This window comes from Elstera sp., assembly GCF_044372965.1.
Lineage (GTDB): Bacteria > Pseudomonadota > Alphaproteobacteria > Elsterales > Elsteraceae > Elstera.
Genome location: NZ_JBILQX010000111.1, coordinates 1 through 11470 on the forward strand (window position 1 = coordinate 1; position 11470 = coordinate 11470).

General features: G+C 62.7%; 14 protein-coding genes and 1 pseudogene. 5 read left to right on the forward strand and 10 right to left on the reverse strand.

Features of this window, described 5'->3' with window-relative positions; genetic code table 11:
* The 6 genes and pseudogenes from ACIQ36_RS13520 to ACIQ36_RS13545 all read right to left on the reverse strand — a co-directional run.
* Positions 1–420: pseudogene (locus tag ACIQ36_RS13520) on the reverse strand (peptidoglycan-binding protein); the annotation flags it as partial.
* Positions 421–423: 3 nt separating this feature from the next.
* Positions 424–1479, reverse strand: coding sequence for a flagellar motor protein MotA (locus ACIQ36_RS13525; RefSeq protein WP_395830122.1), 1056 nt, complete (start codon positions 1477–1479; stop codon positions 424–426).
* A gap of 50 nt (positions 1480–1529) precedes the next feature.
* A complete protein-coding gene (locus tag ACIQ36_RS13530) occupies positions 1530–2423 on the reverse strand; it encodes an OmpA family protein (protein ID WP_395830125.1) in 894 nt (297 codons plus the stop codon).
* Between the two features lie 113 nt (positions 2424–2536).
* Positions 2537–3373 carry an inositol monophosphatase family protein gene (locus ACIQ36_RS13535; protein WP_395830127.1) on the reverse strand — a complete coding sequence of 279 codons (837 nt, stop codon included), beginning with the start codon at positions 3371–3373 and terminating at the stop codon, positions 2537–2539.
* Between the two features lie 101 nt (positions 3374–3474).
* The gene (efp, locus tag ACIQ36_RS13540; RefSeq protein ID WP_395830128.1) at positions 3475–4041 is read right to left on the reverse strand and encodes an elongation factor P; all 567 of its coding nucleotides are present in this window, start codon (positions 4039–4041) and stop codon (positions 3475–3477) included.
* Positions 4042–4146: 105 nt separating this feature from the next.
* Positions 4147–5124 (reverse strand): diacylglycerol/lipid kinase family protein, encoded by a 978-nt coding sequence (locus ACIQ36_RS13545; RefSeq protein ID WP_395830130.1) that lies wholly within the window; start codon positions 5122–5124, stop codon positions 4147–4149.
* A 178-nt stretch (positions 5125–5302) separates the two neighbouring features.
* Between ACIQ36_RS13545 and ACIQ36_RS13550 the strand changes: the two genes are divergently transcribed.
* Together ACIQ36_RS13550 and ACIQ36_RS13555 are read left to right on the forward strand one after the other, a co-directional pair.
* Positions 5303–6121: a UDP-2,3-diacylglucosamine diphosphatase gene (locus tag ACIQ36_RS13550; RefSeq protein ID WP_395830146.1), complete on the forward strand. Its 819-nt coding sequence runs from the start codon at positions 5303–5305 to the stop codon at positions 6119–6121.
* Positions 6122–6124: 3 nt separating this feature from the next.
* Positions 6125–7144 (forward strand): glycosyltransferase family 4 protein, encoded by a 1020-nt coding sequence (locus tag ACIQ36_RS13555; RefSeq protein ID WP_395830132.1) that lies wholly within the window; start codon positions 6125–6127, stop codon positions 7142–7144.
* Here ACIQ36_RS13555 and ACIQ36_RS13560 read toward each other — a convergent pair.
* The gene (locus ACIQ36_RS13560) at positions 7119–7802 is read right to left on the reverse strand and encodes an aquaporin (protein WP_395830134.1); all 684 of its coding nucleotides are present in this window, start codon (positions 7800–7802) and stop codon (positions 7119–7121) included. The two genes, ACIQ36_RS13555 and ACIQ36_RS13560, sit on opposite strands and share 26 nt — an antisense overlap.
* Positions 7799–8230: an arsenate reductase (glutaredoxin) gene (gene arsC / locus ACIQ36_RS13565; protein WP_395830136.1), complete on the reverse strand. Its 432-nt coding sequence runs from the start codon at positions 8228–8230 to the stop codon at positions 7799–7801. Before arsC ends, ACIQ36_RS13560 begins: the two co-directional genes overlap by 4 nt.
* A 228-nt stretch (positions 8231–8458) precedes the next feature.
* On the opposite strand from arsC, the gene irrA reads away from it, so the two are divergent.
* Positions 8459–8875: an iron response transcriptional regulator IrrA gene (irrA, locus tag ACIQ36_RS13570; protein ID WP_395830148.1), complete on the forward strand. Its 417-nt coding sequence runs from the start codon at positions 8459–8461 to the stop codon at positions 8873–8875.
* Positions 8876–8975: 100 nt separating this feature from the next.
* Positions 8976–9395, forward strand: coding sequence for a rubrerythrin family protein (locus ACIQ36_RS13575; protein ID WP_395830138.1), 420 nt, complete (start codon positions 8976–8978; stop codon positions 9393–9395).
* On the opposite strand, the gene ACIQ36_RS13580 is transcribed toward ACIQ36_RS13575, so the two are convergent.
* Both ACIQ36_RS13580 and ACIQ36_RS13585 read right to left on the reverse strand, forming a co-directional pair.
* The gene (locus ACIQ36_RS13580) at positions 9392–9745 is read right to left on the reverse strand and encodes a DUF305 domain-containing protein (protein WP_395830140.1); all 354 of its coding nucleotides are present in this window, start codon (positions 9743–9745) and stop codon (positions 9392–9394) included. The genes ACIQ36_RS13575 and ACIQ36_RS13580 overlap by 4 nt on opposite strands.
* 21 nt (positions 9746–9766) lie before the next feature.
* Positions 9767–9955: a heavy-metal-associated domain-containing protein gene (locus ACIQ36_RS13585; protein WP_395830142.1), complete on the reverse strand. Its 189-nt coding sequence runs from the start codon at positions 9953–9955 to the stop codon at positions 9767–9769.
* A 137-nt stretch (positions 9956–10092) separates the two neighbouring features.
* Between ACIQ36_RS13585 and ACIQ36_RS13590 the strand changes: the two genes are divergently transcribed.
* Positions 10093–11470 (forward strand): heavy metal translocating P-type ATPase (locus ACIQ36_RS13590; RefSeq protein ID WP_395830144.1); only part of this gene is annotated, 1378 nt, incomplete at its 3' end.

The following is an 11470-nucleotide window of genomic DNA, read 5'->3' on the forward strand; positions in this document are numbered from 1 at the left end:
TTCGAGATCGGCGGCGCTTTTCTGATTGAGCCCCTGAAGCTCGCCTAACCGCGCATTGGCGTCGTTGAGGCGTCCCGTCAGGCTGTCCCGCTCGGCCATGACGGTGGCGAGGCGGCCAATCGCCTCGTCGCGCGCGGTTGCGGCGCTTTGCAGATCGACGGTAAGGCGCCCCAGGCTAAGCTGCAATTCCGCAGAATTGGCTTTTTCCAGCGCCAGCATGTCCGAAAGCTGCGCGATCTGATCGGCCAGCTTCGCCAAAGCCTCATCGCGGCCCGACAGGGCTTGATTGAGGTAATATTGCGCCAGCACGAAGACGAGAATGAGGAAGATAATGACGATCAGCAGCGTCGAAAGCGCATCCACGAACCCCGGCCAATAATCGACCGGCCCGCTGCGTTGCCGCCGGGAGTTCCCTGGCATGGCTTAACGCTCCTGCTCATCGGCAAGGGCGGCGATGGTGCGAGCGAGCAAGCGGATTTCGGCGCGGACCTCGTGAATCATCTCGGCGCGGCCATGGCGTTGCTCTTCCAAAAGCTGCGTGAGATGCAGATCCAGATTGCGCAGGTGGCTGCGGGAAACCTCATCGACCGGCGGGGCTTTTTCGGTGCGGGCGGAAAGATGTTCGACCAGCGCATTCAGGGCGGCATTGGTGCTGCTGCGCCCCTCTTCGGTCCGGGCGAGGGTGCGCTGAAGGGCGTCGAGACTATCGGCGGTTTGCTCCAGCAGCGCTTGAATATAGGCGGGAACCGAAGCGTCGCCCTCGCTGGTGGGGCCGCCGCTGCCGATACGCGTCAAGCTGGCGAGCCACTCTTCCAACTCATTGTAAAAGCGGCTCTGGGCCGCGCCCGCCTGCAGATCAAGGAACCCCAACACCAAGGAGCCCGCGAGCCCAAACAGGGAGGAGCTAAAGGCGGTGCCCATCGCCGATAAAGGGGTGGACAGCCCCTTCTTCAAATCTTCGAAAGCGGCAACCGCGTCGCCACCGCCGAACGAGAGTTTTCCGACCACATCGCCGACCGAGCTTACGGTTTGGATCAGGCCCCAGAAAGTCCCCAGCAGTCCGAGCAGCACCAGCAACCCGATGAGATAGCGCGAAATATCGCGCCCCTCATCCAACCGCGCGCCGATGCTATCGAGCAGCGAGCGCGTGGCGGTGGCGGAGAGGCTGAGGCGCGTGCGCCGCTCCCCCAGCATCGCCGCCATGGGGGCTAGCAGCTTCACTGGAATTGCGACGCTGGCCGATTGATTGCGCTGGTAATTTTCCAGCCAAGCGATTTCCGGCGACAGCATCAAGACCTGCCGGACGATGAAGATAATGCCTAAGACCAAACAGCCCAAAATAACGCCGTTGAGCCCCGGATTATGCAAAAACGCATCCTTCAGCACGCCCGCAAGGGCGACCGTTACCGCCGTCCCGAGTGCCAAAAACAAGCCCATGCGGATCAGGTAGCGGCGGGTTCCAGTCAAGTGATGCAACATGGGTGAAAGCCAGTCTCAGGGTTTGTCTGGAAAAACAAAAAAGGCGGTGGCTAAGGCGCGGTCAACTCAAGATCGACGCGGTCGGCAGGGCCATCGGCTACTTGCCCGCCCAAAGCGCGCACATCGACGCGGGCGGTGCTGACGCCCTTTTCCGCGAGGAAACTGCGCACGGTCAGCGCGCGGTTAAGCGAGAGGCGACGGGCTTGGCTGGCCGTTTCGGGGGTCCCGGCGGCGTAGGCGGTAATCAGAATGCGCCGCTCCTGCTGGCTCTGGACCAGCTTCACGATGCTCTCGAGGGTGGGGCGCGCCGTTGTGGGGATGTCGGCACTATCCGGCAAGAACAGCAGGCGCGCGCCCTTGTCGGTCATCGTCGGGCTCGGAACGGCCACGACCGGCGTTACGGCGGGGGCCGGGGCAGACGGCGGGGGCGGGGCGACCACGGCAACTTTCGGCGGGGGCGGCGGTTCGACCGGGGCAGGCGCAGGACCGGGGACCGGCGGGGGGCCGGGATCGGGGCGCGGCGTTTGGGGCTGGGCTGCAACCGGCGTCGCAACGGTCAAGGGAGCCGGCGGGGCCGATGCCGGGACGGGCGCGGCTTCGGGAGGCGGCGCAACCGGGGCAGGCGCGTGCGCGACGGGTGCGGGCGTCGCAACCACGGGCGGCGGCGGGGCGGCCTTAACCTTGGGCGGCGGCACCTGATTAATCTTGCTGCGCGGCGCGGCGGGCGGGGCGGGCAGAAAACCGACACCGACACCGGGGCGCGCGCCGCCGCCGCCCAACGATCCCAGCACATCTTCATCGATCACAACGGCGCTATTATTCCGTCCAGCGCCATAAAGCTGCGCTTCGGCAGCGGGGGCGGGCAGCAGAGTCCCCAGAATAAGGCCGGAGGTGAGCAAGCCAACCCCACGCGCGAACCCGACCTTTTTCTGAACCCTGCTCATCTCCTACTCCCTTTGTCCGGCCATAGGCGTCCCGCGTCGCTTTTCCGCGCGTTTATCTCTCGGCGCGAAGCCTACGCGCGACGCCGTTGAAAATCCAGGGGAGAACCTGGGCTTTAAGCGTCCGGTGCGGCGGCGGGGGCCGCAGCCGCGCGCGGGGCGGGCGGTGTGGCTTTACGCAGCAACTGGCTCAGCTTGTGATGAAGCGAATCATTCGCCGCCACCACGCTCCGGGTGTCCAGCATGCGCGTACCGCCGGTGGCATCCGAGGTGTAGCCGCCCGCTTCCTTAATCAACACCAAACCGGCGGCAAGGTTCCAGGGGTGCAGCCCCTCTTCCCAATAGCCGTCGAGACGTCCGGCGGCGACGTAAGCGAGGTTCAGCGACGGCGCGCCCATGCGGCGCACGCCGCCCGTTTGCGCCATCATCACCGCAAGCTGCTTCAGCGCGCGCTCGTGCCCCGGCTGACCGGCGGCGGGCAGACCGCACCCGATCATCGCGGCAGGCAGGTCGCGCCGGGCGGAAACGCGCAGGCGGAAATCGTTCAAAAAGGCCCCGCCGCCTTTTTCCGCATGGAACATCTCATGCTTTACCGGATCGTAGATCACGCCCGCGATCAACTCGCCCTCGCGCTCAAGGCCGATGGAAATGGCGAAATGCGGGAGCCCGTGCAGGAAATTGACCGTGCCATCGAGCGGATCGACGATCCAACGGTTCACGCCATCGCCTTTGACCTCGCCGCCTTCTTCCAGCAGAAAGCCGTACCCAGGGCGGGCTTTTTCAAGCTCCTGACGCAGGGTTTCTTCGGCTTTGATGTCGGCCTGCGAGACGAAATCGGCCACGCCCTTGCGGCTCACTTGAAGTTTTTCAACCTCGCCGAAATCGCGCACTAAACGGATGGCGGCTTTTTCCGCCGCTTTTGCCATAACGGTAATGATGGCGGAACGCGCCATAACCCCACCCTTTCAAAGAACGACGCGGACCGGGACAGCCCGATCCGCGTCTAATGTGTCTCGGGGGCGACCTGCGGAAAATCCGCCGCCGCCCGTGTATCTTAGCCCTTAAAACGTTCGACGTAAGAGCCGTCTTCGGTCGCTACCACAACTTTAATCCCGGCTTCCACATGGGGCGGTATCATGATGCGCATACCGTTTTCAAGCTTACCCGGCTTGTAGGAGGAGGAAGCGGTTTGCCCCTTCACCACCGGATCGGCTTCCACCAGTTCCAGCACCACCTGCTGCGGCAGGGAAACGCTGATCGGCGTGCCTTCGTACAAGGAGATCTGCACTTTCATGCCATCTTGCAGAAACCCGGCCTTTTCGCCCAAAAGTTCCATCGGAACGCCAAGCTGGTCGTAGGTTTCGGGGTTCATGAAGGTCAGGATGGTATCGTCGCCGAACAGGAAGGTGAATTCCTCATCGTCGATGCGCACGCGCTCCACCTGTTCGCCGGAGCGGAACTTATCGTCACGCTTAATGCCGGTGCGCAGGTTGCGCATTTCGACCTGAACGAAGGCACCGCCCTTGCCCGGCGAAACGTGATTGGCTTTCAAGATTGCCCAAAGGCCCGTCTCGGTCTCAAGCACATTGCCCTGGCGCAGTTCGTTCGCATTGATTTTCATCGGAAAAACCTGTTGTCCTGTCGGTCTCTAAAGTAAAGCGCGCGGAACCTAGCAGCTTGCGGGCAGGAGAGCAACGCCAGCCGTAAGACCCGGAACGCGCCCCCCCTATGATCTGGCGCGTTGGGGTGCGAAAATCGTTAAGCGCTCGGCTGCAAGGCTGATTTGGACGGGCAGGGTGCCGATAATATCGCCATCGGCCTGCACCGGCTCGCCCGCTGGGCCTTCGACGAACAGGCTTTGCACTTTTTGGCGGTTCAAGCTGGGGAGCTTCGGCAAAAGCCCCATCGGCAGGGCGGCGGCATAGACCAGCGCGGCCCAGCGGCCCGGCTTGGTGAAATTGGCCGCAACCAGGGCCGGGTCGGCCAAATCGGCTTCCGGCGTCACCACGAAACGACCCGCATAGAAATGGCCGTTGGCGATAATCAAGGACGCCGCGTCGGAGGTTTCGCCCTCAATCGTCACGCGGTAGGCGACGGGCTGAAAGCGCAGCCATTCCACCAGGGTTTGCCAAACATACGCGCCCTTGCCAAAGCGGCGTTTGAGCGCGGGATCGATCCCAGCGACGATGCGCGCATCGAAGCCAACGCCCGCCATCATCGAAAAATAGCGTGTCGCCCCGTCCGCACCTAGGCAGGCCCCGAGGGTGATCTTGCGCGTACTGCCCGAGATCAGCGCACGCGCCGCGCTTTCCGGCGTGTCGATACTCAGTTCGCCCGCCAGCACATTGGCGGTGCCGAGCGGTAGCAGTCCGAACGGCGCGGGGATGACGCCGGTCCGTTGGGCCGCAAGAACGCCGTTGATCGCCTCGTTAATCGTGCCATCGCCCCCGGCGGCGATAATTGCGCCAACGGATGCCTCGCGCGCCAGGCTTTCCGCCAGGGCTTCGGCATCGCCGCGCGCTTTAGTTTCGGTAATGCTCCAGGTCGCGCCTGCGGCCGTGAGCCGGTCCAGCGCCTGTTTTAGCCGCGCCCCGCGCGCATGCCCGGCGGTGGGGTTGAGGATGATCCGCAGCGGCCGTTCCGCGAGCCCCTCCGCTCCGGGGGTTACGGCGGGGCTTGTTGCCGAGTGCGCGCTTCCGTCCATCGACCGACGCTTCCTTCTTCGCAGGGGGCCGTTGTTTCGCGCTCCAAAAACCGCGTTCGAGGCGTCAAATCCGTGACCGTAATACGACGGTTTCATGAAATTCGCCGACCGTCAAAAACATGTCATGAGTGACTGGCAGAAAGGGGAGAATCATAAGAACGAAGTGCGTGCCAAAATCATGGATGCAGAAGTTAACATTACCCAATATCGGGCCATTTGGATTTCGGACATACATCTCGGAACCCGAGGATGTAAAGCCGATGCCTTGCTGGATTTTTTAAAATTTACCGAATCGGATTATCTCTATCTTGTTGGCGATATTGTTGACGGTTGGCGGTTGAAGCGCTCGTGGTTTTGGGCGCAGAGCCATAACGACGTTGTGCAAAAGCTGCTGCGCAAAGCCCGTAAGGGTACGAAAGTCATCTACATCCCCGGCAATCACGACGAAGCCCTGCGCGATTATTGCGATATGCAGTTTGGCGGCGTCACGGTGCTTGACGAGGCGGTGCATGTGACGGCGACGGGCAAGCGCCTTCTCATTATTCACGGCGATCAGTTCGATGGTGTGATCCGTTACGCCAAGTGGCTCGCCTACTTAGGCGACTGGGCCTATAATGTGGTTCTCAGCGTGAACCATTGGTTCAATGCCGCCCGGCACAAGCTCGGGTTTTCCTACTGGTCGCTGTCGCAATATCTGAAGCAGCGCGTGAAAAACGCGGTGGAATATATTTCCCATTTCGAAGATGCGCTGGCTGAAGAAGCCAAGCGCCGCAACTTTGATGGCATCGTTTGCGGCCACATCCATCACGCTGAAATGCGCGATATTCAAGGCGTTCTCTACTGCAATGATGGCGACTGGGTGGAAAGCTGCACGGCCCTCGTGGAGCATTTCGACGGTCGCCTGGAAATTCTGCATTGGGCCGAAATCCGTCAGCTCTTTGGTTGGCATCCTGCCCGCCAACCCGTTGCTTCCACCGCTAACATATTGGCCCGATAACCTATGCGCATTGCGATTGTGACCGACGCCTGGTTTCCCCAGGTCAACGGAGTTGTGCGGACGCTCGATACCGTGCGCCGCGAGTTGGAAGGCCAAGGCCATGTGGTGGAGGTGATCGGCCCGGATCGCTTCCGGACCATTCCCTGCCCGACCTATCCTGAAATCCGCTTGGCGTTGTTTCCGATGAAACGCCTCAAAGCGCTGCTGGATGCGTTCAACCCCGACGCGCTGCATCTGCCCACCGAAGGGCCGCTGGGCATGGCGGGCAAGAAGCTGGCAGTGAAACGCCAATGGCCCTTCACCACCAGCTTCCACACCAAATTCCCCGAATATCTGCACGCGCGCACCGGCATTCCGGCCTCGTGGAGCTATGCCTTCCTGCGCCGCTTCCACAATGCCGCCGACCGCATCATGGTGGCGACGCCGAGCCTCGAAGCGGAGCTTGATCAGCGCGGCTTCCGCAATATCGTGCGCTTCTCGCGCGGGGCAGATTTAGAATTGTTTCGCCCGCGCGAACCGCTGCCGCTCGATCTGCCAAAACCGGTTTTCGCTTATGTCGGGCGGGTTGCGGTGGAAAAGAACATTGGCGCGTTCCTCGCGCTTGATCTGCCCGGCTCGAAGCTGATCGTCGGCGATGGGCCGCAGCGCGAAGAGTTGCAGCGCCAATATCCGAAAGCGCATTTCATTGGCGCGAAGCACGGCGAAGAACTAGCGCGCGCCTATTCCGCCGCCGATGTGTTCGTGTTTCCGAGCCGTACCGATACCTTCGGGCTGGTCGTGCTGGAAGCGCTGGCCTGCGGCGTGCCGGTCGCGGCCTATCCCGTCACGGGGCCGCGTGATATTCTGAGCGAAGCCGCCCAGCCGGTCGGTGCCCTCAGCGAAGACCTGCGGGAAGCGGCGCTTGCGGCGCTCACGGTCGACCGCGCCGCCTGCCGCGAGCACGCACTCAGCTACTCCTGGTCGGCGGCAGCGGGGCAGTTCCTGAACGCGCTGGCGCTTATTCGGGAAGAGGCGCGGGCGTAACCCGGCGCAACCAGCGGTCGAGCCCAACGGCAAGGCCGACGCCGATCATTTGAGCCAGAATAAAGCCGGGGGCGTCCTGGGGGCGTATCCCGGCGAAGCTATCGGTCAGGGCGCGCGCCAGCGTTACGGCGGGATTGGCGAAGCTGGTGCTGGCGGTGAACCAATAGGCGGCCACCACTGTCAGCGCGACGCTATAGGGCAAGCGCGCCTCGCTCTTCGTCCGCAGGGCGGCGAAGATCACGGTGAGCAGTGTGGCGGTGGCGACGATCTCCGACAGCCATTGCCCCGGCCCGCTGCGGAGTTTGGCCGAGGTTTGCAAGATCGGCATATCGAACATGGCATGGGCGAGCCAAACGCCCGCAATCGCTCCCAGAATCTGAAGGCCGATATAGGGCAGAACCCGCGGCCACGGCATTTGCCGCCGCACCGCCAGGGCCAGCGTGACGGCGGGATTAAACTGTGCGCCGGAGATTGGCCCGAAAACATCGATCAGCACCACCAAAGCGGCCCCGGTGGCGATGGCATTGGCCAGCAGCGCGACGGCGGCATTTCCGTCGGCGAGCCGTTCGGCCATGATCCCGGAGCCGACGACGGCGGCCAGCAGAAGGGCGGTGCCGAGCGCTTCGCCCACGAGAGCGGGCAGGAGGGGGCGGCTCATATCACCCGCTTGCCGTGGGCGTCGATCACCGCTTCGCCATCTTCTTTCGTGAACGCGCCCTGCTGCGGTGTGGGCAGCAGGTCCAGCACCGCTTCAGACGGGCGGCAGAGTTTTGCGCCCTTTTCCGTCACCACAATGGGCCGGTTGAGGAGGATCGGGTGCGCGTCGATGGCGTCCAGTAGGGCCTCGTCCGACAGATCGGGATTGCCAAGGCCCAATTCGGCGAAAGGGGTGCCTTTTTCGCGCAGGATATCGCGCAACGGCAGGCCCATTTTCGCCACCAAGGCCAGGATTTCGGCCCGGCTTGGCGGGGTTTTGAGATACTCGATCACCTGCGGCTCGATGCCCGCATTGCGGATCAACCCCAAGGTATTGCGGGAGGTTCCGCATTTCGGATTGTGGTAAATTGTAACGCTGGGCGGGGTCATTATGCAGTGTCCAAGGATATTTTCGATATTTCGAGAATAATAGATATATTCCCCGCTGCCAAGCGCTGCGACAGAATGCGCGGGCCACGTAGATTAGAATGATTGCAAACTGCTCGGAAAGCGCTATAGTAGATCATCATGACCCAAGACCTTGCCCCTCACGCCCCTGTGCCCACGCCCGTCAGCGACGATGCCGCTGCGCTGGACGAGGCTGTGCCCGCCAACCCGATGGAAGTCGCGCTGATCGAACGGCTGCGGCACGTTGGTTTGCGCCCCACGCGGCAGCGGTTGGCGCTCGGCGGGCTGCTGTTCAAGGGCGAGGATCGGCACGTTACGGCGGAACAGCTCCACGGCGAAGCCTTGACCGCTGGCGTGCGCGTGTCGGTGGCGACGGTCTACAATACCCTGCATCAGTTCACCGAAGCGGGCCTGTTGCGCGAAGTGGTGGTGGAAGCCGGGCGCTGCTATTTCGATACCAATACCAGCGAGCATTTTCACTTCTTCTTTGAAGACGATGCGCGTCTCATGGATATCCACGGTGCCCATTCCGATGCGCTGAACGATGTTCTGCCCAGTCTGCCAATGGCCCCCGAAGGCACGCAGGTTGAGCGGGTGGATATCATCATCCGCTTGAAACGCGCCTAGCCCCAAGCCACATCTGCCACGCTGTTATTTCGCAGGCGCGAAATCCCCGCGCTTGCGCTATATACTTGGCGCATAGTCACTCTCAGTTTGGGAAACGCCCATGTCCAGCTTGCGCGGCACGAAGACCGAAGCCAATTTGAAAGCGGCTTTCGCGTCCGAGAGTCAGGCGAACCGCCGCTACCTCTATTTCGCACAGAAGGCCGATATCGAAGGCTATAACGATGTCGCCGCTGTGTTCCGCTCGACCGCCGAGGGCGAAACCGGCCACGCACACGGGCATTTAGAGTTTCTCGAAGCGGTCGGTGATCCCACCACCGGCCTGCCGTTTGGCCCGACCGGCGATAATCTGCGCGCCGCCATTGCGGGCGAGACCTACGAATATACCGAAATGTACCCGGCGATGGCGAAAATGGCGCGGGACGAGGGTTTCGAGGAAATCGCCGTTTGGTTCGAAACCCTCGCCAAGGCCGAAAAATCCCACGCCGGGCGCTTCCAAAAAGCCTTGGAGACGATGGGTTAAAGCCCCTTTCGTTTTAGCCACGCCTGCATTTGCGTGATCTCGGCTTCCTGTGCCGCGATCACGCCTTGGGCAAGCTTGCGGATTTCGGCATCTTGCCCGTGCTCTAGAACAATTTTCGCCATAGCGACCGCGCCCTCATGGTGCGGGATCATTCCCCGAACGAAATCCACGTCGGCATCGCCGCTTAAGGGGATGCTCATAGCCATATGCATCTTCATATTCACCTCGGTGAAGGCCTGAATCACGGCGTTCGCCTTGGGGTTGGCCGCTTGTTGGGCCAGGAGGCCATGCGTAAGCAAGGGGACGGCCAAAGCCAGCCCCAGCCCCAGGAAGAGGGCGGGTTTTTTCATGTGATGCTCCAGACGTAAGGGTTAAGCGGGCGGAAAGCCGCCCCGGCTGAGGGCCAGGCGCAGCTCGGCGTCTGGGTGCTGGCTGGTAATGGCAACCTTTTGCGTCGGCAGGTCGATTTCCACCACGGCGCTGGGGTCGATCCGCGTTACAATCCGCGTTACCGCTTTGGCGCAGCCGCCGCAGGTCATATCTTTCAGAACCAGATCCATCGGATCCTCCTCAATCGCTGATGGGGGTAAGCTGCACCTTCCCCCCATGGGAAGGTCAAGCGCTATTTTGTCCTTGACCTTCCCATGATGGGAGGCTGGATGCTCCGGCCCAAGATGACACTGAAAAGGATCGGGCGATGACCGCACCTCTCACTTTAGCGATTACCGGCATGACCTGCGCGTCCTGCGTCAGCCGGGTCGAACGGGCGCTGAAAGCGGTACCGGGCGTGGCCGATGCCTCCGTCAATCTCGCCACCGAGCGGGCGGAGGTTCAAATGACGCAAACCGTTGCGCCGGAAGCGCTGCTGGAGGCGGTGGAGGCGGCGGGCTTTTCGGCGGAACCCGTCGCCGCGCGCGCGGTGCTGCAAGACCCCAACGTGAAGCGCCTGGCCGAAGCCGAAATCTTGCGCCGGGATGCCATCCGCGCCGCGCTTCTATCGCTGCCCGTCGTCGTGTTGGGTATGGGCGCGCATGTGGTGCCCGTGTTTCATCATTGGCTGATGGCGACCCTCGGGCTCGGCTGGAACGCCGCGATCCAGGGTGCCTTGACGCTGCTGGTGATGATCGGGCCGGGCGCGCGGGTTTACCGGATTGGCTTCACCACGCTGCGCCATTTTGCGCCGGATATGAATGCCCTGATTGCGGTGGGAACGCTCGCGGCCTTTGGGTTCTCGACCCTGGTCGCACTTGCGCCGGACCTCGTTCCGGACGCGGCGGTAAACCTCTATTTTGAGGCGGCGGCAACGATTCTCACGCTGGTTCTACTCGGCCGGTCCTTGGAGGCGCGGGCGAAGGGCCGGGCGTCCGAAGCTATCAGCAAGCTGATCGGCTTAACCCCGAAAATTGCGCGGGTGCGCACCGACCTGGGCGTGATCGAGCAACCGCTAAGCGAGATCCGCCCTGGCGCCCTCATCGAGTTGCGTCCTGGCGAGCGCGTGCCGGTCGATGGCATCGTGCGCGAGGGGGCGAGTTTGATCGACGAAGCGATGCTCACCGGGGAGCCGATGCCCGTGGCCAAACACCCCGGCGATAAAATTATCGGCGGCACAATCAACCAAACCGGCGCGCTGGCGCTAGAGGCGGTCGCCGTCGGGGCCGATACGGTGCTGGCGCAGATCGTGCGTTCGGTGGAAGCGGCCCAAGGCGGGAAACTGCCGATTCAAGCGCTGGCGGATCGAATCGCGGGCTGGTTCGTTCCGGCGATTCTGGCGATTGCGGCACTGACCTTTGCCATCACGCTCGCGCTTGGGCACGGGTTGAGCCCGGCGCTGGTGAATGCCGTGGCGGTGCTGATCGTCGCCTGCCCCTGCGCGCTCGGCCTCGCAACGCCTGCCGCGATTATGGTTGGAATCGGGCGCGGGGCGCAGCTCGGGCTGCTGGTGCGGCGTGGGGAGGCCTTGCAGCAGCTCACTGCCGTCAAACTGGTCGCCTTCGATAAGACCGGCACCTTGACCGCCGGCAAGCCCCTCATGACTGATTTGCTGGTTGCGCCGGGGTTCAAGCGCGCGGCGCTTT

Coding starts and splice junctions, on each gene's coding strand:
- ACIQ36_RS13525 (WP_395830122.1), bottom strand. CDS start 1,479: ATGTTGCATCACTTGACTGGAACCCGCCGCTACCTGATCCGCATGGGC.
- ACIQ36_RS13530 (WP_395830125.1), bottom strand. CDS start 2,423: ATGAGCAGGGTTCAGAAAAAGGTCGGGTTCGCGCGTGGGGTTGGCTTG.
- ACIQ36_RS13535 (WP_395830127.1), bottom strand. CDS start 3,373: ATGGCGCGTTCCGCCATCATTACCGTTATGGCAAAAGCGGCGGAAAAA.
- efp (WP_395830128.1), bottom strand. CDS start 4,041: ATGAAAATCAATGCGAACGAACTGCGCCAGGGCAATGTGCTTGAGACC.
- ACIQ36_RS13545 (WP_395830130.1), bottom strand. CDS start 5,124: ATGGACGGAAGCGCGCACTCGGCAACAAGCCCCGCCGTAACCCCCGGA.
- ACIQ36_RS13550 (WP_395830146.1), top strand. CDS start 5,303: ATGGATGCAGAAGTTAACATTACCCAATATCGGGCCATTTGGATTTCG.
- ACIQ36_RS13555 (WP_395830132.1), top strand. CDS start 6,125: ATGCGCATTGCGATTGTGACCGACGCCTGGTTTCCCCAGGTCAACGGA.
- ACIQ36_RS13560 (WP_395830134.1), bottom strand. CDS start 7,802: ATGAGCCGCCCCCTCCTGCCCGCTCTCGTGGGCGAAGCGCTCGGCACC.
- arsC (WP_395830136.1), bottom strand. CDS start 8,230: ATGACCCCGCCCAGCGTTACAATTTACCACAATCCGAAATGCGGAACC.
- irrA (WP_395830148.1), top strand. CDS start 8,459: ATGGAAGTCGCGCTGATCGAACGGCTGCGGCACGTTGGTTTGCGCCCC.
- ACIQ36_RS13575 (WP_395830138.1), top strand. CDS start 8,976: ATGTCCAGCTTGCGCGGCACGAAGACCGAAGCCAATTTGAAAGCGGCT.
- ACIQ36_RS13580 (WP_395830140.1), bottom strand. CDS start 9,745: ATGAAAAAACCCGCCCTCTTCCTGGGGCTGGGGCTGGCTTTGGCCGTC.
- ACIQ36_RS13585 (WP_395830142.1), bottom strand. CDS start 9,955: ATGGATCTGGTTCTGAAAGATATGACCTGCGGCGGCTGCGCCAAAGCG.